This is a genomic window from Enterococcus sp. DIV0187 (genome assembly GCF_051713785.1).
Taxonomy (GTDB): Bacteria; Bacillota; Bacilli; order Lactobacillales; family Enterococcaceae; genus Enterococcus_A; species Enterococcus_A avium.
In genome coordinates this window covers 1-23,666 of record NZ_JBIOQO010000002.1, presented here as the reverse complement: position 1 = coordinate 23,666, position 23,666 = coordinate 1, and the positions used below count along the sequence as shown (strand labels likewise).

Genomic DNA, 23,666 nt, shown 5'->3' with positions numbered 1-23,666 from the left:
TCAACACTTGATACACCTCAGACCAATAATATCGAATGAACATATCAAAATAAAATCCGATCACAAAATAATGATCGGATTTGCTATCGTAAAGCTGTTAATAGAGCGGTTCTAAATCTGGCTCGCCGTTTTCTAGAATAAGCTGAAACGGCCCTTCATGAACAAATGGTCTGCGTCCACCGCGATAACCATCATCAGTGAAGGTCATAAAGCTTTTTACATAACTATTCACCGTATCGACCGTATATGAGACACACAATCCGTCTTTCTCTACCCAATCAATCGAAAAAATCCCGCCTGGATACTCTTCAATATGAATTGTCTCGACATCTGTTGCTCCTGCATCTTCCTCTCGGATAGAGGTCCAGCGTAACTGATTATCCGCCAAAAAATCAATACGAAATTGCAGCCCGGAATCAAAGAATATTTTTGCTGTTCTACCCTCTAGTGGATGTTTCTTCATCAATGCACCTTCCTATCTAAACGTTATTTTCTACTATCTCTAACATACAGGTTTTAGGAACAAATTGCACTGTTTTGTCAGAAAACAGCTTTCATTTTTTTCCATTTTTGAGATAATACATGTAAATAGACAAGAAAGGCAGGAAAAGAGATGGACTCTGCTCTGGTATTACGAATGAAAGTGGATCAGAATAAAGAAATCTCTGATCCATTCGACTATCTTGATCACTCTGACATTATTAAAAACTACGCTAAAATGACTAAGTTGAAACCATTAGGAAAAATTTTTGCTCTAATTGGCTTAGCTGAAATCCCTTATGCAGAGAAATTACCGATTACTCAAGAATTGCTTGCTTTTGTGAACCAAAACCTGTCCACATCGGAGGGCTTTTCCTTTACTGGTAAATTAGAGGAAATCGTTCCCTGTTATAACGCTATACTTTTCGAGGCTTACTGTCGGTTGGGCTTAGGAAAATCTAGCGAAGCACAAAACGCGCTTCAATGGATCAAACAATACCAAGTATTTGACCGTCAGCAGAAAACTACTTGGCCCCACAAAGGTATCTGCAAATTTGGCGGTTGTATGATGAGGGTTCCCTGTTACATCGGTATTGGAAAAACCATGCGAGCGCTACTGACTTACCAAGAAAAAGTTGATCCCCACGACGAAAAAGTCAACGCTTTGATCGAGCAAGGTGTCGATTATATGCTACAGCACAATCTCTATCAGCGATTGTCTATTGGTCAACCCATCAGCCCGCATATCACGGAGAGTATGTTCCCTCAAAGCTATGTTCTTTCCTTAACAGATTTGGTATATATTATTGAAAAAAGCCAATATACGACTGATCCGCGTGCTCATAACCTATTACAGCTAATCCACCAGAAAAAGACCAAGACTGGTGGTTGGAAAATTGATTATATCTATAAGTACGCTGGTTATTTGCCTTTCGAAAACCGCCGTAAAGACTCTGAATGGATTACCTACCTCTATTCTCCAATCGAAAAAAGCTTGAGAAGTGAATAAAATGCTTCTCAAGCTTTTAATCTGCTAATACTTACTTTCAAAATAGTTGTAGATTTCTTCCCAGCTATCCATTTTCAATTCATAAGACTCATCCGCATTGTGATGTGCTGCAAAAAGAATGCCTTGTCCTTTAAATGTCTTTAAGTGCCGCGAATGATCATCAATCAAATAATCTGCAGAAATGATAGATTTGTCACCGCAAAAAACGTAGTGGGTATCTGGAATGAATGGAAAATTCACTCTTAACCACCCATACTTCGCATTAAAGGAAGTCGGAAAATCCATCGCGGCTGTAGTAATGAACAGTTCATGCTTTTCTGATAATTTTTCCAACGCTTCTTTGGCGCCTTCAATCACAGGCAAATCAGAAAAATAGTCCGCATCCAGAATCATTTCTCGAATGTTCTCCGCATGCTCAGGACGTATATCCCGCAAATTTATCCCTGCCAAATCAGATTTAGTATAACTAGCACCGTATTTTTCATTGTACAGTTGCAAAAGCTTCGCTGTAAAATCAGCAATAACCTCATCCATATCAATTGCGATTCGAACCATTTTATATCCTCCTAGAATTATCTTTTATCAGTATATTTTCTATGCGGATCAGCCCATAATATGACTTAATAAAAGAAAATACAAAAAAATGGGATAACCACCCTCTCAATCAATATCATCTATTTTTCTTTTAGATCACACACTTCGTTTTTTTAAAAGGGTATTTTGCATGAACTATGATAAAACAAAGAAAACTGACTTCAATCGAAAAAGAGTACCCGATTAGACAATAATTCAAAGTTCCTATAGCTTATCCAAAATATCTTTAATATACTGGGGCTCCACATCCGTTCGCTCCGCCGTTTCCTCAATGGTCAAGCCAGAATCAATGAAGCGTTTGACCACCATACTAATTTTCTCAGCGACCTCAATAATATGCTTATCCAAATCATAAAAACGCACTGCTCTTTGTCCCCAGCTATGCTCAATAACAGGATGAAGATAAACGATATCCTCTCTTTTTTCCAACAAATCAAGAAAAGCATCAATGTCATCGCTTTCAAAATATAACTCACTAGCATTATTCTCAAGAATAATATCTGATTCCTTCTTATAAATAAAGTCTGCCCAACTACCTGTCGTCTGTAAGGATACCCCGCCGGTCAATTGAACATGGACACCAGCATCCACCATTACTTTCAAACCAAAAACAGAAAGATAAAAATCCTTTGCCTTTTCAATATCTTTCACTGCAATCAACGTTCCTTGATAGTCCATAATCTTCCTCCTAAACCTCTTTAATAAAAAACAGTTCCATCGGCTGTTGATAATCAGGAACTGAAAGCAATAGACCGCCCGCATCTTGATAACCTATTTGGCGATAAAAGTGCTGTGCATTCTCATCCACCTGCGTCGATGTCATCAATATTTTATAACCTAACTGCTGCATTTCGTTTTCCCAAAACTCCATTAAAACCTTTCCGAACCCTAGCCCCTGATACTTCTCAGCCACATGAAGCATCGTACAAAACGGATGCTCATCCCAAAATAGATTGTATCTCAATAGCCCCGCCGGCACACCACCAACTAATAAAACATATCCTTGTTTATCTCGAATCTTTTGTACGAATTGGTTTTCCGGCAGATGACGATCCAATGTGAGCCAAAAATCTCTGTCAATCTCTTGGACATGACGAATCTGCATGAACAACCTCCTCTCACTTTTCCTTCAGTATAACATTTTACCTAGTTGAGACAATGGTGAAAGCTGACACAGGTTTGATAGTTTACGAGAATTCTTTTTTTAGCAAGATGAAATTTCAGTGGCGTGGAAGCTTGGCAGAACTAACTACCATTATTGATAAGCGGATAGATTCCTAGCTAATAATATTAGAACGGCTTTTCAAAAAAATACGCTTCTTTTAACTATTCTTGGAACGCTGTTTTTCTTTACTTTAGAAGCATACAAAATTATTGTATCAACTGCTATGATGGTTTCAAAGAACAGATTGATTGAAATACAATCGAATTTTTTTGTTGACCTAAAGTTAACTCGAGGTAGTATGTTAGTTTCATACGAAAATATCTGACTCTCTTTGTCTAAATCCATCAGGAAAGAGGAATAAAATGACTAATTTAAATAAATTAACCATTATTAAAGAGAAATCTAGTAATAGTATCACCACCCAATTAGTTGCTCGCTTTAAAGAGCTTATGGAAAAAGAAACGATTTCCATCCAAATGGACGTCGTCGATTATGATGAAGAAGCGATCCAGCAGTTATCTGGAGATATTCTATTATTAAGCCTTCCACTTGTGCATGAGCTTCGTTACCTAAATCGGCTAAAGACCCGCTTTTACTTTGTTTCCTTCATTGATCCCTATGCATATGCACAAATAGACGCAAGAAGATTATTGAAGCAACTGCGAATGATTCAGCAGTTTGAGAGCGAAAAAATTAGTAAATTTCATCCAAAGAGCAGCTGGACTTATGCGGATTATTTCTTCGCCATGACACAAATGAAAAAAGAAGCAACCGCAATTAAATGCTGAGTCCATTCCCTTGATAGATTCATCAGCGTCTAGCCTTTAAGAGCACCAGCTATTTCACAGGTTTGAAATTGATTCGATAATAAAATGTGTAAGGCAGCATTTCTTAGAATGGTTCCACCTGTCCATTCATAAAGCACATACATTTTCTTTTTACTAACGCTTTTAAGCGATTGGTCTAACCTTTTCCATCGCACCTTCTATTTGACCTTTCTTCACTTGTGCTGTCGACATCATTGTTTCTCAGCCCCACACAATCCAATTAGACATCGTGCTTTATCGAATCTAATCAAGCTTTTTTCGAATAGTTATTTTCAAATTTGGCATATTTCTTGTTGACTTAGAGTGTACTCGAAGGCATAAGCTGAATATACAAAAAGAAAAGGGGTGTATATTGTGAAATCATCTTTATCTCAATCGCCAAAAAAAGAGGATTATCTAGACAAGACTTTTATCATTGAGCAAAATAATACTGCGAAGGAGCGGTTCCTTTCTAATAACATTGAGTTTATTTTACACTTGGCCACCATTTATCTGGTTAAGGAGGAGCAAACTACGGTCACTGATAAATTGACAGAAGCGCTCATTCGAGATCTTATGGACACTACTTTGAAGGTAAGTATTGATCAAATCAATCAATTAGAGCCAACATCCATATTAAATACGATCAGCCACCCAGACTATTCGTGGAATGTAATGAAGCTACAAGACTACTCTTCTCTTCAAAAGATGTCTAGTGAACTTAGCTACTCTTTTAATATCTCAAAAACAGCGGCATTGAGCATTGTTTGGCCAAATTGGGCCCGTATGGTTTATTGTAAGCACGTAGAACGCTTTGTATTGTTCGCTAAAAATATCCTATCTGTCGACTCTCACAGAGGAGATAAAGAAGCTGCTTTGATGGGGATTCATGAAGTTGAAGCTTTTTTTCAAACTCTTCATTTACCGACGACTTTAGAAGACTTGGGTATTACCTCTACTGATACTGCATTTGACGACCTGGCTCAAAAAAATACTAACTCAGATATTTATACGCTCCTGAAATATTTATAGGTTTCCTCAGTCTGGTAAAATATAGGAAAGGGAGTGAAAAAGATGGGCTATAAAATCAGTGATATTTCAAAAAAGACTGGACTAAGTGCCTATACATTGCGCTTTTACGATCAAAAGGGACTATTGCCCTTCGTTGCTCGCGATAAACATGGAAGGCGTCATTTTAAGGATGAGGATTTAGCGTTTCTCTCAATTATCACTTGTTTGAAAAATACCGGAATGCAATTAAATGACATCAAAAAATTTGTCGAATGGTCAATGGATGGTGATCCAACCTATGAAAAACGGCTTGATTTTTTTACTAAACATAAAAAAGAAGTTGAAAAACAGTTAGCTCAGACGCAAGCCTATTTGGACAAAATTAATCGTAAAATTGATAAATACACCCGACAGCATGAAGCAGCATCCAAAAAAAATTTTTAATAATACAAACGAGATTTCTGCTCTTTCTTTTATAAGAAGCCGAAATCTCGTTTGTCATTTGTAGTACCTTCTTTTTAACTTGCTCTTGATTCTGTCAACAGATATTTAAAAACCAATAATAATTTTTCTATTTCTTGATAGCAGAGATTATCCGATCTTCTAAAACAAATGCACCCCTTGCTCATCAATTTTCACCTGAAAACCTCATAGTGTATCAACCAACCCAAAAATCCATGATATATCCCGTACTCTCTCCCTTACAACCAGCAAGCGAATTAATCATTTTGTCTTTTCATTTGATAATTAGTTTTAAATCAGATATAATTTCCAAATAAAAACTATTCGGGGTGATTATCATGTCTGATTTAGAAACTGCGTTGATCCAGCTACAATGTGAGCTAGTCGCTGAACGAAATCTAGTCAATCCCAACGGACTTTCATGGCTGCAATACGATATTTTAAATTTGCTGCGGCAAAAAGGCCCGGCCTCCCCTTCCCAATTGTCCGAACAGCTGCACATTCGCCCGTCAAAATTTTCCAAGGTCATTAAAGAATTAAAGCAAAAAGACTACATTACACAAGCAGTCAACCAAGAAGATGGACGGGGGTTATTAACCAGCCTGACTGAAACAGGTCTGGATTTTCTTCGAACAGTTGACGCTGGTCACACGTTTCTCTACAAAACTGCCGCTCAGAATTTCTCTTCAGAAGAACAGCAGCTTTTTACCCAATTAGCGAATAAACTGATCCTTGCTCTTGAAGAAGAAAGGTCGCGAAAACAATGACGACAACAATCAATATTTTAGGCGCCAGAAGCAACAACCTACAAAATGTTTCTGTTACTATCCCAAAAGGAAAAATCACAGTAGTTACAGGACTTTCTGGTTCAGGAAAATCATCTTTAGTTTTTGACACTTTAGCAGCTGAATCACAGCGATTGCTGAATGAGACTTACTCAAGCTATGTTCAGCAAATGCTCCCCCACTATGTACGCCCTATCGTAGATAAAATTGAAAATCTCCCGATCTCGATCGTAATAGATCAGAAAAAAATTGGCGGAAATATCCGCTCAACTGTGGGGACCACTACTGATATTTATACTTCCCTGCGTTTACTTTATTCACGAATCGCTCAGCCTTTTATTGGTTATTCTATGATCTATTCTTTTAATCATCCAGCTGGCATGTGTCAAAGCTGTCAGGGAACGGGTGAAAGTTTAACCTTTGATTTGAATAAACTGATTGATTTTGATCGTTCCCTCGCTGAAGGCGCCATCTGCTTTCCTACTTTCCAACCAGGCGGCTGGCGCTTGACTCGGTATACCGAATCCGGTTATTTCGACAATCATAAAAAAATAAAAGACTTCTCTTCTGCTGAGTTGGAAAAGTTGCTTTACGATAAAGGCAGTAAACCGGCGAATGCGACCGATAAATTCCCTAAAACGGGCCTTTATACCGGAGTAATTAATCGTATTCAAAAGACCGTAATTGAAAAAGGCGCGAAACAATACCAAAAGGATATCGATCGAGTGACCACATCCGTAGTGTGTCCTGAGTGTCAAGGTACACGGGTGAACGCGCTTGTTCGTTCGGCGACAATCAACGATTTATCCATCGCTGATTGTGTTAACATGCCGATTCAAGATCTACTAGCTTTTTTAGACACTGTTCATGATAAGCAGGTTGCTACCATTTTAATTGATTTGAAGAACCGTCTGAAAACGATGATATCTGTTGGCTTAGACTATTTAACTCTTGGAAGAACCACCAGTACTCTTTCCGGAGGAGAATCCCAAAGGCTAAAAATGACGAAACATCTAAATAGTTCACTCGCCGATGTGTTGTATATTTTCGATGAACCCAGTGTTGGTCTGCATCCTGAAGATATTATTGGAATTAGCAAGATTTTTTCACGTTTAAAAGAAAAAGGTAATACTGTCGTTTTGGTCGACCACGATCCAGATATTATCAAAATGGCTGATTTCATCATTGATTTAGGACCCGGTGCAGGTTCAAAGGGCGGCCAAATCACCTTTCAAGGAAGTTATACCAAATTTTTAAATACTGACACGTTAACCGCACAATCGTTAAATGAACCTCATCAGTTTAAACTGCACAAGAAAGACTATTCAGAGTTTTATAGTTTGGAAGATGTCAGTGCCTTCAACATCAAGAATCAATCAGTCCAGCTTCCTAAAGGAGCACTAACGGTGGTTTCTGGTTTAGCGGGTTCTGGAAAAAGTACGTTGATTCGAAAACTTTTTATGGAAAAATATCCAGAAGCAATTGCCTTCGATCAGACACCTATCCGTGGAAGCAATCGTTCGAATTTATTGACTTATCTTGGAATGTTTGATGTTATCCGCCAAGAATATGCGAAATTTTCGGGAAAACCAGCTTCTCTATTTACTTTCAACGGCGCTGGCGCTTGCCCTGAATGTAAGGGCAAAGGCTATATCAACTATGACTTAGCTTACATGGGGGATGTTCGGCAAGAATGCGAAAAATGTCACGGAACAAGATACAACGAGGAAGCATTGTCCTATAGTTGGAAAGGCTACAATATTGACGAATTTTTTCAACTAACAGTCGCCGAAGCTAATGAACTAATTGCTATTCCTGAAATCAGAAACACGCTAGAGGTTCTAGTTGAAGCTAATTTGGCCTATATTCCCTTGGGACAAAGTCTAGATACTTTATCAGGTGGAGAACGACAACGTTTAAAAATCGCAACGATGCTACTGCAAAAGGACTCGTTAGCTTCAACAATTTTTATCTTAGATGAACCTAGTACTGGACTGCATGAAAGTGATATTAAAAGTTTACTAAAGCTTTTAGACAAGTTAAAAGAAATTGGCAAAACCCTAATCGTTTTAGAACATAATTTATCGATGATTAGTCAGGCCGATTGGGTTATTGATATGGGTCCACGTGGTGGTATGAACGGTGGAGAAATTCTGTTTCAGGGCTATTTACCAGAGCTTTTAGAGTGTAAGAAATCTTATACCGCCAAACATTTGAAGAATTTTATTGATGAATAAAGGAAGCGATGATTGAGAGCACTCAACCATCGCTTCCTTTATTTTTCTAGTGAATAGTAGGTTATTGAAATATTCTTAGTACCTTTGACTACTAATTCCTTCTGATTCTCTTCTGGATAGTAGTTCGCAGTCAGAACCCTCTCCCCATGATTGATAAATATTTCGCAGGTCGACTGGTCTACAAAAATGGAGAGTCTCATCGCTTCACTTGGAGCTACTAAACTTTCTCGGATTTCACCGAACGCGGGATTCAATGGATAGTGAGTGTTTCTGCGATCCAATTGAAGCTTCCCTTCTTCAGTATCATAGCTCAAAATCAGAGCATACATATCTGTTTTATCTGAAAATAAATGAATCTCTCCATGGCTATTTTTAGGAATCGTTAGCTGTAACTCATAACAATTATTAGTCGTCTTTCGTAACTGCTCTGTCGGTTCTAAAATAAATGTTTCCTTTGTTTTTCTTAATTGCTTCGTTTCAGCTACAGGATATTGATAGAGCTTTCCCTTTTTTAGCGTTAGCTCTTTGATCAAACTCAAACTGTGTGCCCAGCCCTCGTTAAAGGTTGGGTAGTCCATTTCTGGTAATCCGATCCAGCCAACACTCAAGCAACGTCCATCCGGCGCATTGAACGCTTGCGTCGCATATAAATCAAAACCTTCGTCTAGCAACTGTTGCTGAAGTGGATGTTCTAGTCGATTTTCTTCTATTATATAATCCTCAGCCAAAATATACGTATTTGGATAAACATTTTGATATTCTAATACACTCTTGTCCATGCCTTGTGGACAAAGCAGCAGCGCCACCTTGCCATCAATAAAAAGCAGATTAGGACATTCTACCATAAAACCTAAATCTTGATTGAGCGCTAATGGGCCTCGGTATGTCCAATCAATTAAATTTTGACTACGGTAAATCAGAATGTTGCCTTTTTCGTCACTCGTTTGTCCACCAATCACCATCAGATACTCATCTTCGTATGGAATGATCTGAGGGTCGCGAAAATGCGCAGTGTAGCCAATAGGAGGGGCTGAAATCAATGGCATTTCTAGCTTAGTGACCGTTCCATTGTTATTCATCCAAGCACCTAATTGGTAACTATGACGTTCCCAGGTCTCATCTCTAACATTTCCGGTATAGGCTAAAAAAAGTTTTTCTTCTACCGGAATGGCACTTCCTGAATAAACACCATGAGAATCGTACACCGAATCCGGCTCTAACGCCGGACCTTCTACTTCCCAATGAACCAAATCTTTTGAGGTGATATGAAACCAAGATTTTAACCCATGGATGGCACCGAAGGGAAACGATTGATAAAACAAATGCCATTTCCCATTAGAATAACTAAATCCATTAGGGTCATTTAATAATCCTGTCTCTGGCTGAACATGATAGTTCAATCGCCATTTTGAAGCAGTGATCTTCCTTTTTAAATCCTTGACATATTCCTCAGACCATTCTTGATATGGGCGATAACGTGCCGCTTGTGTCCATTTCATCGTATTCACCTATGATCCTAAAATTGGTAACACATAATCCTGATTGTATTCCAATCCTGAAATGGCTTCTTTTGAATCGGTGATAATCACCATCACAGTTGCATCTTTTCCTTTAACTTCGATCTGGTTTAGATCAATCGTTCCGATTACTTGTCCTTGTTGCAGTGTTTCTCCTTCTTTAATAGTCAATGTGAAGGGCTCGCCATTTAAATCAACCGTATCGATTCCTAAATGAAGCAGCAATTCCATCCCATCATCGGCAACTATTCCGATCGCATGTTTTGTTGGTGCAATCATTTTTACTATACCCGATATAGGTGCCTTGATTGTTCCATCACTTGGTAAGACCGCAAAGCCTTCCCCCATCATTTTACTGGCGAAAACCTGATCATCCACTTCAGAAATTGGAATAATTTCACCTTCGATGGGTGAATAAACTTTCCCATTCGTCTTTTTAGCTTGTGCGTTTGAAGCAACAGCGTCCTTCTCTTTTTTAATAACAAATAAATTCGTTAACGCAAAGGCCAGAATAAAGGTACCGATGCCTACTAACACATATGTGATCACTTGGTAAGGCTCATAGATATACATCAGTGGTGATAATAGAACCGCTAATCCATAGCTGTTGGCTTGAATTCCCAATAAAGATAACACCATGCCACCGACTGCGGAGCTTCCTAACATGACTAATATCGCTTTCATTCCTGTTCGCATCACCACACCGAACAGCGCAGGTTCACTAACACCCAGCATTTGAGTAACCGTGGCCGAAATCCCAGCCGTTTTCACAGAAGTATTACGCGTTCTTAAAGCAATTGCTAAACAAACCGCCGCATTGGCAAAACCATACATCGCACAAACCGTAATCAACGGATTGAAACCGGTTGTCGCTATTAAAGAGGTTTCTATCATGATAAACATATGGTGCATCCCCGTCATGACGGCAATTGGATATAAGAAACCAATGATCAAACCGCCGATTCCTAATGGCAGATGCAGGAACATTTCAATTACTTTTACCGCCTGTCCTTCAAAGGCATGAACGATTGGGCCTAGGACGAATAAAGCAACAAAGACAGAGATTAGGATTACTAGAAATGGCGTGAAAATCAAATCCATCGCATTGGGCATGTTTTTTCGTAATTTTTTCTCTAACGTGGCGCCAATCATTCCAGTGATCAAGGCAGTCAGGATCGAGCCTTGATAGCCAACTAACGGAATTACACCGAAAGCCATAATTGGTTCAGCGGTTCCACCTGCAACTGCATAAGCATTGGGTAAAGCCGGAGAAACCAGCATCAATCCGATCAAAAAGCCAATGATCGGTAATCCGCCTAATTTTTTAAACGCAGACCAGCAGATAAAAGCGGTTAAAAAGCCAAAAGCCGTATCGGTTAAAATCGTCACTGACGCACTCAACCATTCGGGAATACTATTCGGCGTCAGTCCCATTACACGAAGAACGGTTTCATTGAAGAGCACACCCTTTAGTCCTAAGAAGAGACCTGTCGCTCCCAGAATTGGGATGATTGGAACAAAGATATCCGCAATATTCCGAACAGCTCGCTGCAACGGCGAAGCTTCGTCTTTTGCTATTTGATCTTTCGAAACTTCATTGAAAGAGTAAGTCTTTTGTAGCGCAGCATAAACCTTATTGACAATCCCTGTACCTAAAATAATTTGATATTGTCCCGCATTATAGAAAACACCTTTGACCTCTTCCACCTGCTCTACTTGACTGTCATCGATTGCTTTACGGTCTTTTACTTGCAGGCGCAAGCGGGTCGCGCAGTGTGTAGCAGAGACGATATTATCCTCTCCTACAACTGCGACAAGTTTTTCAGCTATTTCTTGATAATTTGTTTTAGTCATGATTGCCACCCTTTCTGATTACAACGGCTTGATAAGGTTTTAAAATTTTTGCATGATTCTGTTCTGTCAATTCTGGATAATTGTTTAATAAAACTTCACCAACGGCTTCAATTATTTGTTCTTGATTGCTTAGATTGACAAAAATTTGAAGCGTCTTTTCTCCTGATCGCTCGTAACCAATAACGGCATCGGCGGTTTCCAGTGGCGTAAATTGGCCATAGATCAATGCATTACGATAGACTGAACGGTTTCGCAATTGAATCATTTGTTGATAATAGGAGTAGATTGACTCTGGTCGTTGTACCTGGTCCGCTGCGTTCACTTCGATCTGATCCCCTGTCAGCTTCAACCAAGTTTTGTTCGATTTACTAAAACCAGCATTTTCTGAAGCGTCCCATTGAAACGGCGTACGCGTATTATCTCTAGAACGATGATTTACAAAATTCATGGCCTCCTCTTCGGAAAAGCCTTCCATAATCGAACGATGATAATTATCAATACTAGAGACATCATTGAAGTCTTCAATTGATTCTCGTTGAAAATTCTTCATCCCGATTTCCTGCCCTTGATAGATAAACGGGGTTCCTCGTAAAAAGAAGAAAAGAGTCCCTAATGCTTTCGCCCCAATCTCATTTTGATACGTTTCATCGGTAATGTATTTTGATAATGAACGGGGCTGGTCATGATTTTCTAAAAAGTTCGCGCCCCATCCGCTATTTTGAATCGCTGTTTGACTTTTGAACAATAATTCCTTCAAATCCTGCGGCTCCCAATTTGTGCGACGGAACCATTCGCTGCCATTTTCTACATCAATGTCGGCATAATGGAAATCAAAGATCATATTGAAGTAGCCATCTTCACCAATATATTGATCGTATTGGTCATAAGGCACACCGGGAGCTTCCCCAACACTGACGCATTCATACTTTTGGAAAGTCTCGCGGTTCAATTCCGCTAAGAACGTTTCAATTCCGGGACGATTTCGTGTTTTGTGCTTCACACTGCTTAAGCCATCGTTGCCGTCAATCGGCGCATTTCCGTAATCCTGATCCTTCTTAATGAACGTGATCGAATCAATTCGAAAACCGGCAATCCCCTTTTCCAACCACCAGTTGATCATTTCGTAGATTTCTTGTCTCAGCTCTGGATTTTCCCAGTTCAGATCCGGCTGCTTCTTATCAAAAGTGTGGAAATAGTACATATTCTCCTCGTTTTGCACAGGCTCCCAGACGCTGCCACCGAAGATCGAGCGCCAGTTGTTTGGCGGATTTCCCGCTTCACCTGATTTGAAAATATAGTAATCACGATAAGGACTGTTGGAATCCGTTAAAGCTGTCTGGAACCATGCATGTTCATCTGAAGAATGATTCACAACTAGATCAAGAATTAACTTGATGCCTTTTATTTTTGCGGCTTCGATTAATTCCGTTAGATCCTCCATCGTACCAAATTCTACCTGTATACCTTTATAATCAGCTATATCGTAGCCATTATCAACCATTGGCGAAGTAAAAATCGGACAAATCCACAGCATGGTCACCCCAAGGTTCGATAAATAGTCTAGCTTCTGCGTAATTCCTTTGATATCACCAATCCCATCGCCGTCACTATCGTAAAAACTTTTCGGGTAAATCTGATAGACCACTTCTTCTTTCCAAAAGCTTTGTTCTTCGGATAATATCTTTTCTTTGTTCAAAACGGTTTCCATCTTACGTTGCTCCTTTTGTGGTATCGATACCATATTTATTTTAAGAAAAACCTGCTTATGCAGATTTTCGTTCGATTAATTTTAATACTAATTCAGATGTATCCACTCGATAATCTTTTTCTTCCATTCGAGCAATCAACCAATTCGTTGCTTCACGCCCCAAAGCCTCAATCGGCTGTGCGATGGTTGTCAAAGGTACCGCCAGCATCCCAGTGAATGGTTGATTATCAAAACCCATGATTGCCAAATCCTCTGGTACCTGTTTTCCCTGTTCCAAATACCGCTGCAAAATACCGCTGGCTACTTCATCACTACTGGTGAATACCGCATTAGGACGGTTTTCCTCAGGCAAAGCCAACAGCTTATCCGCCACCTGCTTACCATCTTCAATCGTGTGCACTTGCTTAAAAATCCAGTCAATTTTCATCGGTAGTTGATGCTCATTTAAAGCCCGTTCAAATCCTTCAGTCCGAGAATTCCCATGTCCCCCGCGGGTTAATGTACCTCCCGTACAATAAGCGATTTTTTTATAGCCTTTATTAATCAAATACTCAGTCGCTTCAAAACTCGCTGCTTCTTGGTTCGTGAATACCTGAGGCAAATCAGATTCTGGTATCTCCTCATTACATAAAACAATCGGACCATATTCGCGATACGCTTCAATATTTTTTGGATCGCCTTCGATCGAGCACATAATCAAACCAGCGATCACTTGCTGTTTCAGCATTTCCAGCATATTTGTTTCAGCTTTCTTATCATCATAGGTCTGCATAACCAGAACGTTATACCCGTGTGATCGCGCACTCTTTTCGATCGAATCAACCAAGTGTGAAAAGAACGGGTTAGCAATCCGTGACACAAGGATACCAATCATTGTCCCTTTTTTTGATCTCAGTTGAGTCGCTACTGAACTAGGAGTATAATCCAATTCCGCCATCGCTGCTTGAATTCGTTTGCGTTTGTCTTCAGAAATGTAGGGATGATGATTCAAGTATCGAGAAACTGTTGACACAGATAACCCTGCTTTTTTTGCGACATCCTTAATAGTTGCCAATAACTCACCGCCTTGTGGTATCGATTTCATAATTATCATACGATGAATATTTTTGATTGTCAATAGGATTTATTAAAGAAATAATTTTATCAACCTTAGAACGATCCGTTTAAAAAGAACCGTTGAATATTTAATCAACGGTTCTTCGCGATTCGCTCAGTTAGTTCTTTCAAAAATGGTTCATAGCCAACTTTTGAAAAATCAGTCACATCAAACTCGATCAAGCTGCCTAATTGAAAATTGTTATAGTCTCGGGTTTTAATGATTTCATAGAAAGCTTCTTTTGTAATCAAATTATCTGCCTTGCTTCGATCCACCAACTGGTCACCAAAATGATAATGCGTCATAATGTGACTCAAATGACGATCAGGCTCAATATCACGAAGCTTTCTGCGTTCCCATAATACATCAAAATCAGCAACCAATCGGATAGTGATTGGTTCATAGTTGTATTGATTGGCTAAAGCACTCAGCTGATCCTTTTGCTTCTCGCTAAAGGGATATTCGGAAACAACGATCCGTTTCCCAGCACCCATATACAAGGCCAAAGCACTATAATAAAATGCCCAAACCTTTTTTTCTAGTTCCTTCTTCTCATCCAGATTATCAAAACCGATTTGATCTGCGAAAATTTCTTTTCCTTCATCTGGTGTGATCAGAAAAAAATCTCCTAGTGCTTGCCGCATTTCATTAATTAAATAAGTTTTTCCAGTTGCTGGACTTCCTGCAATCAAAATCAAATACTTCTTCATGTTATTTTTGCATCGCTAAGGGACTATCAACGTTCATGAATAGTCCGATTTTATGCTTAACGATTTCTTTGACCGCTTGGTTTGCAGGAATGACGTTATGGCGCAGTGATTTGTTTACTTCGGTTTCGCCAAAGGACTCTTTTGCGACTTTTGTCCAATTAACTAGCAATTCGGTTCCTACATTGAATTTTCGGATTCCGTTATTGATTAATTCTGGATAATCTTCCTCTTTTACACCTGTACCGCCATGAATCACCAACGGAATATCAACTACTGCATGGATCTCTTTTAACAATGGAATATTGACCTCTGTTTTAGATTTAAATTGTCCATGATTGGTACCGATAGCAATTGCAAGGGCGTCGATGTCTGTTTGCTTAACAAATTCCACCGCATCCGCAGGTTTTGTATAAACTTTATCATTTTCAGCTACAGAGATTCCTTCCTCTGTTCCGCCGATGGTCCCTAACTCGCCTTCAACAGAAACGCCATTAGCATGAGCGTACTCCACCACTGCTTTTGTTTTGGCGATGTTTTCTTTAAATGGTAGATGTGAGCCATCGTACATGACACTTGAGTATCCTGCATCGATCGCTGCCTTGATCTCGTTGAAATCTCTGGCATGATCCAAGTGCAAAGCAACATCCACCATTTCAGTATTGGCAATTTCTTTTACTACTGCCACCATCACATCGTAACCAATATATTTTGCTGTATCAATGCTGGTTTGGATGATGATAGGTGAACCCATCTCCTTCGCTGCGCGGATCATTTCCGGCAGCATTTCCAAGTTATGGGTATTAAATGCCCCAATGGTCATATTTAAATCTTCTGCTATTTGTGTAACTTCTTTTAGTGTTTTGTACATTTATCGAATACCTTCTTTTCTTTTGATTGATTAGCCGCTAATCGTGACTTTTTTAGCAATTTGACGCATTTCATCCATCTTATTCATGTATTTATCGATGCCCGCATCATCCCCATTTCGCGCGGCTTCCGCCCGTTTTGCGTTATAAAGACTCATTAATTTTTTGTAGCCGTCGCCAATGGACAGCTTATAGTCTAAACTTTTTTCTAAACTTTCGATGGCTGAATCCACCTCTTCTAATTTGGCATAATTCAAGCCGAGTTTTTCATATAGTTTAGCTAAATCCTCTGTTTGTTTTGCTTCTGCGATTTTTGCCATTAATTGCTGGTTTTCCTCGGTTATACTGTCCTTTTCTTGAAGTGAAAGCTCAATCTTGTGTTCCGTCTTTTCAGGTTTGTCTTTTTTCTTAAAGAAACTAAACATAAATCCACCTCCTGTTTTTTATGCCTTATATTTCTCCCGCTACTGAGATAAAGACTCGTTACTGGTAAATTAATTAAAACATTTTCAAAATCGGGCTAAGAATCCAAGCATAAAGTAATGCTGCCGCAACGGTATCTACGTCGGTCGCAGTCGCGTTGACAAAGCCCATTTGATTGAAGATGGTTACTAAAAGTGCTGGTAGTAAGGTAATGAAGAAGCCATGGGCAATCCCGCCAATAATCGCTCCTCGACGTCCACCAGCCGCATTTCCGAAAATCCCCGCCGTGCCTCCAGCAAAGAAGTTAGTCAGCATACCTGGTAAAATCATTGCCAAACCAAATGTCGGCAAAACAAACATGGCGATAATTGTTCCGATTGTTGTCGTGATGAATCCTAAAATTACTGCATTCGGTGAATACGGGAAAAATACTGGACAATCCAGAGCCGGGATCGCATTCGGTACCAATTTCATCGCAATTCCGCGGAAGGCTGGAACAATTTCTCCTAATAGCAAACGAACACCTGATAGCAAAACATAGACTCCGACAACAAATTGAATGGCTTGTAAGAAGGCAAACATTAAATAATGTTGTGCGCCATGATCACCAATGCCTGGTCCAGCAAAGGCTGCTGTGATGATGTATAGCGGAACCATCACGACCATCACTGACAAATACGTATCTTGTAAAAACTCAAAAGATTTTGGCAAATTGATATCTTCGATTGATTTTTTATTTTCACCACGTTCACCAAAGATATACGCCACACCTGCTTCAAACATGTAACCGATCGTACAGAAATGTCCTAATGCGATATCATTTGATCCCGTGATTTTACGAATAATTGGTTGAGCGATTGCTGGCATTGCTACTGCAAAGATTGCTCCGACGATACTTCCAACAATGATCAGAACCAACCCTCTCAAACCGGCAAAGTACCCAAAAACTGTAGTCATCGTCGCCATCCATAAAATCGCTTGTCCAGTTAAGAAAATATATTTCCATTTTGTAAAGCGGGCAATCAAGATATTCACGATAAAAATACCTAGAAAGGTTAAGGCAATATCACGTCCCAAGCCTAACTCATTCATTGCTTGCCCGTTAATAGCTTCAATAGATGGAATGATTCCCTGCATGTGAAAACCCGCAGTAAAAATTTCTCCAAAATAAGTCAAACTACCAACAATAATGCTAGAACCAGCACTCAATACTTGGAATCCAAGCAAAGTTTTTAGGGTTCCTGAAACCACTTGACCCGCAGATTTTTTCTGCAAACATAGCCCTAGCATCGCGATCAAAGCAATTGTGATCGATGCCTGTGTCAAGATATTCTCGATGATAAAATTAATAACTCCCATTTGTTTCGCTCCTTATTCATATTAATGTATTCATTTTTCAAAGATCGAAAAATGAGTTTGATCTTCATGCCGTATACCATTCCACTAGTTCTCTGAACTTGAATTGTGTGCTATTTTTTTGTTTGTTCCACTTTATTAACTGCTAAGAGTGGAACTGGCATCCTTATTCATATTAATGTATTCATTTTTCAAAGATCGAAAAATGAGTTTGATCTTCATGCCGTATACCATTCCACTAGTTCTCTGAACTTGAATTGTGTGTGCTATTTTTTTGTTTGTTCCACTTTATTAACTGCCAAGAGTGGAACTGACATCCTTATTCATATTAATGTATTCATTTTTCATGCCGAAATATCATTTTATTAACTTACGTAAATAAGCAAACCGACATCCTTAAAATTTCTTTATAACGCTCCTTTTGCTTCTAAAATCGGCAGCAGTTTTTCTTCGATTTCTGGTTTTGATACAATATTTTTCAAATAAACAATGGCGGTCTTCTCTTCATCAATTGAAAATTTTTCAAACTGTGACTTAAAATTTTGAGCGGTAATAATTACGTCTGATCGTGATGAGGCTGCTGTTGAAATGTCCACATGGTCTAATCTTGCGTCAACACCATGAGCATTTAATACATCCTCTGCTGCCATTTGAGCGGCAAAACTACTTCCTAAACCTGCACCGCACACGAATAAAATTGATACTTGTTTTCCCATATTTTTCTCTCCATTCTTTCTCTATTTATCGAACTATGCATAATTCCTTAACTAAATAAAATCTCCTTGAATCGTTCAATATTTGTCTCGCGACTTAAACGATTCACTTTTTCCTCATCGTTGATCAATTCAATTAGACTCTTCATAATATTTAAGTGCGAATAAGAATCAACTGCCGCTAAGCAAAAAATGATTTTTACCGGGTCATTCTCTTCATTGCCAAATTCAATCGGTTCTTTGATTGTTGCGACACTTATTCCTAACTGATTGACGCCATCCTCAGGCCGAGCATGAGCCAACGCAATGTATTTTCCGATCACGATATACGGACCGTATTCCTTCACCGAGTCGATCATAGCAGCCACATAACTTGGTTCAATCACCTGATCATGTATCAAAGGTTCAGAAACTCGACGAATCGATTCCTCCCAATTACTTACCTTCTGATTTAATAAAATATCGCTATCCTTCAACACATCTTCTAACATCGGCTGAATCTCCTTTTTATTTATCTCTAAATGATTTTGGTCAAAGAGCCTTTCCAATTCCTGATAGATGGCTCCAGACACTTCTCCCCCGCTTTTTTTAATAGTATCGATCAGGGAATAAAACAATTGCGTGGAATCTTGATTGTTAACTAAACGTTTCAATTTATGATTTTCATTTAAAAAGCTGGTAATTCTCTTTTTGCTCTCTTCTTTAATGATCGGCTCTAGCTCCAACACTGGTTTTTGTGAATATTGGATTGTTACCGTACTGAAAACCAAATCGACATCCAGCTTTTCGATCAATTCTAATTCCCGCGAGCTTAACACTGCTAACACTTCGATATTAAAGAGCTCCTTCAAATTTTCAGATAATAGCTTGCCGGTCGCGACCCCATGATTACAAATAACCACTGCCTTATAGACATAATGCAGCTCTTGATTGATCGCACTGACGGATGTTGAAAAATGAATGGTTAAAAAAGCGATTTCATCTTCACTTAATCGATTGCCAGTTACCTGTTCGATCGAGGGGGTAAATTGACGAATGGCAGAATAAATAGTGCCATAATTCTTTTTTATGTTTTCCTTCAACGGATTTACGATTTGAATATCGCTTTTCACCCGATTTATCAGACCGACCAAATGCTTGTACAGTCCTTCTTGTAAAGACTCTTCTTTTCTGGAAAACGGAATTTTGGTTTTTTTCTCGACAAATTGCATCAGTTGAATCGAAAGCAACTGCGCCTGAACCCATTCGATCGAATTATTCATGTCTCTCGAATTGAAGGTGTTCAACATAAAAACAATGTATTTGATTTCGACTTCTGGCGGTGAGAGTTGAAAGGCTTCGCAAATCGCTGTGACAAAATCACGAATGTCGCTTTGAGGTGTATCGGCAGCTTCCCACACCGAGCTTGCGATGAGATCTTCTCGTAAATAGCGACTCAACCAGACCGCTGTGAACATCAACAATTGATTGCGATAAATTGTCTCCTCCAGCGAGGTCATCGATCGAACATACAAATCATCTAATTTTTTCAACCAATGTAATGAGATATAACGATTCAGAATTGTTAAATTAACAGAAGCTTTCTGTTCCTCCTGAGGTGAAATCACTCCAACAGCATTGTTGATCACATCATAAACCATCGTTCGGATGGAGCGTTCAGCTCCTTGCAGCACAATTCCTTGCTTTGGCACACTCAACACCTCGATGCCGTATTCTGCCAAAATATTTCTGACGCGACGCATGTCTTCATCCAACGAACTTTTAGAAATTTGGTATTCCTCTTCTTTTTGATACAAAAATGTTGCTTTCTTTCCTAGTGCAAAAGAAAGAATCAGGTCAAAGATCCGGCTTTCACGATCCAGGTATTGCTCCACATCCGCTAAATCAAGCTGCTCAAGCAAGGAATCTTTTTGCTCCTGAGTTAAAATTAGTTGATACCCTTTTTTTCTAAGATTTTTGATTTCAGGAAGTGACCTCTCATTTAAAAATTGGTTGATTTCTCTTAATTCATTTCGGATCGTTCGGGCACTGGTATGAAATTCCTCTTCTAGCTTTTCAAGTGTTACAGGATAGTCAGAAGTTATAAAAATCCTTAATATTTTTACTGTGCGATCTTTCATTCCAATCTTCCTTTCGTCTAAGGTGAGTATATAACCCTTTATTTTTCTTGATAAGTAGAGATTCTTGCAATCTTTTTTGGCAACAATGTAAGCGCAACCTAAAAAATGTTTATTTTAAAGCCTTTCATCCATTTGTAAATGCCGTTATTTTATATCTCTTTTCAAAATCATTTCAGGTTCATATTACATGCTTTTTTTAACGAGCTATAGTCAGTTCTTACTTGAAAAATAAAACTAGCTTTTGATCCTTCATCTTTATTTAATCCTCTTCAAAATGAAACAAAAAACTCCCACCAAAGTGGAAGTTTTCAGACTGTAGACAAAAGCTGTTCCAAACTCGTAACTCGAGCTTGGAACAGCTTTTTATCTACTTCGTTTCGAATTTTTGAACAAAAAAATAAAGGCTCCTTGCCTTTCCATAGCCAAGTGGCTAATTTCTTTAAATTCATTGCAGCAAACACTAGCATCGTATGCGTCGCGACTTTTTCCAAGCCTCGATACTTGGTCCAACGCATCCCATGCTTTTCTTTTGCATCCGCAAATATTCGTTCAATCGTTTGTTTCCGTTTTTTGTAAATTGATTTATTCAGATCCGTTAGGCGAAGATGTTCCACTTCATCCATCAGATCTCCCCAAACATGTCTCGTGATGACTCGTTGATGATTTTTACTTTTGGTACATTGGTTTAGCAGAGGACAGTTCACACATTCTTTTGGATTGGATTTGTATTCTCGGTACCCTTCTCGAGTAACCGTTGAAAAAGCGAGCATTTGATCTTGCGGACAAATATAACAATCAAAATACTCGTCGTAGAGAAACTCATTTTTTGATAATAGCCCCTTTTTCCCTTTGGGCCTTGAATAAGGCAAACAAGGTCGAAGGTTCAAATGAGTCAAAAAGTGAACAAACTTAGGTGTCTTATACCCAGCATCAGCGACAACACAATTGATTTCAGGAAAAAGTCTCTTCGATTGTTTGACGAGCTGAAAGGCGACTTGACTGTCATGAATATTTCCAGGAGTGATGATTGTGCTAAGAATAAATCCGTTGTCGTCGCATGAAGTATGGGCAGAATAAGCAAATTGTTTTTCTCGTTCGCCTTTGACGTAGTAGCCGCTTTCCGGATCAGCTTTACTTATTTTTCTTTCTTTCAGCTTCACTTCCTTTTCTAAGTCCAAAGTAAAAGGGCGTTTTCCAGCCTCTATTCGTTGACGATTGATCTCATCTTCTAATTCATCCTGATAGGCTTTCGCTTCATCATGGGTCATTTCTTTCGTAAACTTATGTTTATTGGCGTTAGCTTTGATGTGGGTAGAATCAAGATACAAATTATCCTCTGTTACAAAACCTGCTTTAACTGCTTGTTCTAAAATATAGGCAAAAATATCCTCAAACACCGTCGTTTCTCTAAATCGGCGGACATAATTCTTTCCAAAAGTTGAGAAATGGGGGATTTTCTCCTCGAAGGAATAGCCTAAAAACCAGCGGTAAGCGACATTGGTATCGACTTCCTTAATGGTTTGTCGCATGGAACGGATACCGAATAAATACTGAATAAACACCAATTTGATCAGAATCACTGGATCGATACTTGGGCGACCTAAATCGGAGTAAGTGGCTTCGACGATTGGATAAATAAATTCAAAATCAAGCGCGGCATCAATCTTTCGAACGAGATGATCTTGAGGAACTAGATCATCAATCGTAAGCATCGCAAATTGATTTCTACCATTCGTATTGTTTTTAGACATCATAACTATCACTCCTTGCATTCGTTTTCATAAATCTATTATAAAAGAAAAGACTGTAGACATCATCCATAAAATGGACTTTGTCTACAGTCTGAAAACTCCCACCAAAGTGGAAGTTTTTTCTATTTTTATTGCTCTGTTTATTATAACTTAATCTATTTGATCCAACGTAATTGATTTTACAATCTTTGCTGCGGAAAAATTAGGAGTAAAAAAATCTGGCTATCTATTAATCACCGATGGAAACATGTATACTAAAATTTAATAGAAAAAAAGTCTAGTGGTAATAAGTCAAGATAATTTTTCAAAAGATTTTTAAAGGTAGTTAATTTTTGAAGCGCACTGAACTAAACCCGACCAAAATTAAAAATTTTTTCGGGTACTTCCAAGGATTAGCGTCAATAACATACTGTTATTTATCTATCACGCTCCTTGGTGGCATATAGAGTTGATGGTTACGTAGTAGCGTATCCACCAGACGCGTAAATTTTCTTGCGGTTAGTACGATGGCTCGTTTGTGTTTATGCTTGGGTGTTTCAGCGTATTTTTTCTTATAATACGCATGGTACTCAGGCTCGTATCTCCTTACGGAGTTGGTGGCTTCAACTAGATAATAACGGAGATAACGATTGCCTCGTTTGGCCATAGGAGTATTTTCATACTCAGAGTTACCTGATTGGTTCTGTCGCCAATATAAACCGGCATATTTAGCCAATTTGCTTTCATCTGAAAAGCGATTGATAGGGCCAATTTCAGCGAGTATACCCGCAGCATAAACAGGACCGATTCCTGGAATACTGGTTAAACATTGATATTCAGGTAGCACAACGACTAAATCGTCAATGGCTTTGTCTAAGTCTTTAATTAACTTTTCAAGACTACGAATTTCTTTGGCTAGAACACCCAAAACAATATCTACAGAGTCCTGATGGACTTTTCCTAACCGGTAGGAACTACGTATGGCTTTAGAAATTGCCTTTGCAATTCCTTCGGGATTTTTAAA

General features: G+C 38.9%; 22 protein-coding genes. 6 read left to right on the top strand and 16 right to left on the bottom strand.

Going from position 1 to position 23,666, the window contains the following annotated elements:
* Positions 1-97: 97 nt before the first annotated feature.
* Entirely contained in the window at positions 98-463 is a 366-nt protein-coding gene (locus IGI52_RS20100; protein ID WP_070503539.1) for a MoaF-related domain-containing protein, read from the bottom strand.
* A gap of 150 nt (positions 464-613) precedes the next feature.
* Here IGI52_RS20100 and IGI52_RS20095 point away from each other — a divergent pair, with 150 nt between their 5' ends.
* Entirely contained in the window at positions 614-1,489 is an 876-nt protein-coding gene (locus tag IGI52_RS20095) for a hypothetical protein (RefSeq protein WP_438782285.1), read from the top strand.
* Positions 1,490-1,513: 24 nt separating this feature from the next.
* Here the strand turns inward: IGI52_RS20095 and IGI52_RS20090 are convergent, their stop codons facing one another.
* The 3 genes from IGI52_RS20090 to IGI52_RS20080 all read right to left on the bottom strand — a co-directional run bounded on the left by IGI52_RS20090 (position 1,514) and on the right by IGI52_RS20080 (position 3,188).
* A complete protein-coding gene (locus IGI52_RS20090; protein ID WP_144325839.1) occupies positions 1,514-2,044 on the bottom strand; it encodes a 5' nucleotidase, NT5C type in 531 nt (176 codons plus the stop codon).
* A gap of 243 nt (positions 2,045-2,287) precedes the next feature.
* A complete protein-coding gene (locus IGI52_RS20085) occupies positions 2,288-2,761 on the bottom strand; it encodes a VOC family protein (protein WP_137438992.1) in 474 nt (157 codons plus the stop codon).
* Between the two features lie 10 nt (positions 2,762-2,771).
* Positions 2,772-3,188 carry a GNAT family N-acetyltransferase gene (locus IGI52_RS20080; protein WP_137438993.1) on the bottom strand — a complete coding sequence of 139 codons (417 nt, stop codon included), beginning with the start codon at positions 3,186-3,188 and terminating at the stop codon, positions 2,772-2,774.
* Between the two features lie 422 nt (positions 3,189-3,610).
* Between IGI52_RS20080 and IGI52_RS20075 the strand changes: the two genes are divergently transcribed.
* From IGI52_RS20075 to IGI52_RS20055, 5 genes are all read left to right on the top strand, one after another.
* The gene (locus tag IGI52_RS20075; protein WP_438782284.1) at positions 3,611-4,036 is read left to right on the top strand and encodes a hypothetical protein; all 426 of its coding nucleotides are present in this window, start codon (positions 3,611-3,613) and stop codon (positions 4,034-4,036) included.
* A gap of 393 nt (positions 4,037-4,429) precedes the next feature.
* A complete protein-coding gene (locus tag IGI52_RS20070) occupies positions 4,430-5,086 on the top strand; it encodes an iron-containing alcohol dehydrogenase (protein ID WP_137438994.1) in 657 nt (218 codons plus the stop codon).
* Between the two features lie 42 nt (positions 5,087-5,128).
* The gene (locus IGI52_RS20065) at positions 5,129-5,509 is read left to right on the top strand and encodes a MerR family transcriptional regulator (protein ID WP_438782283.1); all 381 of its coding nucleotides are present in this window, start codon (positions 5,129-5,131) and stop codon (positions 5,507-5,509) included.
* Positions 5,510-5,865: 356 nt separating this feature from the next.
* Complete coding sequence (locus tag IGI52_RS20060; RefSeq protein WP_048722069.1) at positions 5,866-6,294, top strand: MarR family winged helix-turn-helix transcriptional regulator; 429 nt, start codon at positions 5,866-5,868, stop codon at positions 6,292-6,294.
* Positions 6,291-8,549, top strand: coding sequence for an ATP-binding cassette domain-containing protein (locus IGI52_RS20055; RefSeq protein WP_207486457.1), 2,259 nt, complete (start codon positions 6,291-6,293; stop codon positions 8,547-8,549). Before IGI52_RS20060 ends, IGI52_RS20055 begins: the two co-directional genes overlap by 4 nt.
* Positions 8,550-8,587: 38 nt before the next feature.
* On the opposite strand, the gene IGI52_RS20050 is transcribed toward IGI52_RS20055, so the two are convergent.
* From IGI52_RS20050 to IGI52_RS19995, 12 genes are all read right to left on the bottom strand, one after another.
* A complete protein-coding gene (locus IGI52_RS20050) occupies positions 8,588-10,048 on the bottom strand; it encodes a sucrose-6-phosphate hydrolase (RefSeq protein ID WP_438782282.1) in 1,461 nt (486 codons plus the stop codon).
* A gap of 9 nt (positions 10,049-10,057) precedes the next feature.
* Complete coding sequence (locus IGI52_RS20045) at positions 10,058-11,920, bottom strand: PTS beta-glucoside transporter subunit IIBCA (RefSeq protein ID WP_016178560.1); 1,863 nt, start codon at positions 11,918-11,920, stop codon at positions 10,058-10,060.
* Positions 11,913-13,628: an alpha-glucosidase gene (locus tag IGI52_RS20040; RefSeq protein ID WP_016178561.1), complete on the bottom strand. Its 1,716-nt coding sequence runs from the start codon at positions 13,626-13,628 to the stop codon at positions 11,913-11,915. The genes IGI52_RS20045 and IGI52_RS20040 overlap by 8 nt, the downstream gene beginning before the upstream one ends.
* Before the next feature lie 55 nt (positions 13,629-13,683).
* On the bottom strand, positions 13,684-14,682 hold the full coding sequence (locus IGI52_RS20035; protein WP_438782281.1) for a LacI family DNA-binding transcriptional regulator: 999 nt from the start codon (positions 14,680-14,682) through the stop codon (positions 13,684-13,686).
* A 134-nt stretch (positions 14,683-14,816) separates the two neighbouring features.
* Positions 14,817-15,434: an AAA family ATPase gene (locus tag IGI52_RS20030; RefSeq protein WP_438782280.1), complete on the bottom strand. Its 618-nt coding sequence runs from the start codon at positions 15,432-15,434 to the stop codon at positions 14,817-14,819.
* A gap of 1 nt (position 15,435) precedes the next feature.
* Positions 15,436-16,302, bottom strand: a complete 867-nt coding sequence (locus IGI52_RS20025; protein ID WP_016178564.1) for a class II fructose-bisphosphate aldolase — start codon at positions 16,300-16,302, stop codon at positions 15,436-15,438.
* A 30-nt stretch (positions 16,303-16,332) separates the two neighbouring features.
* Positions 16,333-16,725, bottom strand: coding sequence for a tetratricopeptide repeat protein (locus tag IGI52_RS20020; protein WP_144325827.1), 393 nt, complete (start codon positions 16,723-16,725; stop codon positions 16,333-16,335).
* Positions 16,726-16,798: 73 nt separating this feature from the next.
* Positions 16,799-18,082: a PTS sugar transporter subunit IIC gene (locus tag IGI52_RS20015; protein ID WP_070503512.1), complete on the bottom strand. Its 1,284-nt coding sequence runs from the start codon at positions 18,080-18,082 to the stop codon at positions 16,799-16,801.
* A 404-nt stretch (positions 18,083-18,486) separates the two neighbouring features.
* Positions 18,487-18,795, bottom strand: coding sequence for a PTS sugar transporter subunit IIB (locus IGI52_RS20010; RefSeq protein ID WP_311857489.1), 309 nt, complete (start codon positions 18,793-18,795; stop codon positions 18,487-18,489).
* Positions 18,796-18,842: 47 nt separating this feature from the next.
* A complete protein-coding gene (locus IGI52_RS20005) occupies positions 18,843-20,912 on the bottom strand; it encodes a BglG family transcription antiterminator (protein ID WP_102866505.1) in 2,070 nt (689 codons plus the stop codon).
* Between the two features lie 308 nt (positions 20,913-21,220).
* On the bottom strand, positions 21,221-22,666 hold the full coding sequence (locus IGI52_RS20000; RefSeq protein ID WP_002288571.1) for an IS1182-like element ISEfa7 family transposase: 1,446 nt from the start codon (positions 22,664-22,666) through the stop codon (positions 21,221-21,223).
* 409 nt (positions 22,667-23,075) lie between these two features.
* Positions 23,076-23,666: IS110 family transposase (locus tag IGI52_RS19995; RefSeq protein ID WP_438782279.1), on the bottom strand; the 591-nt coding region annotated here is incomplete at its 5' end.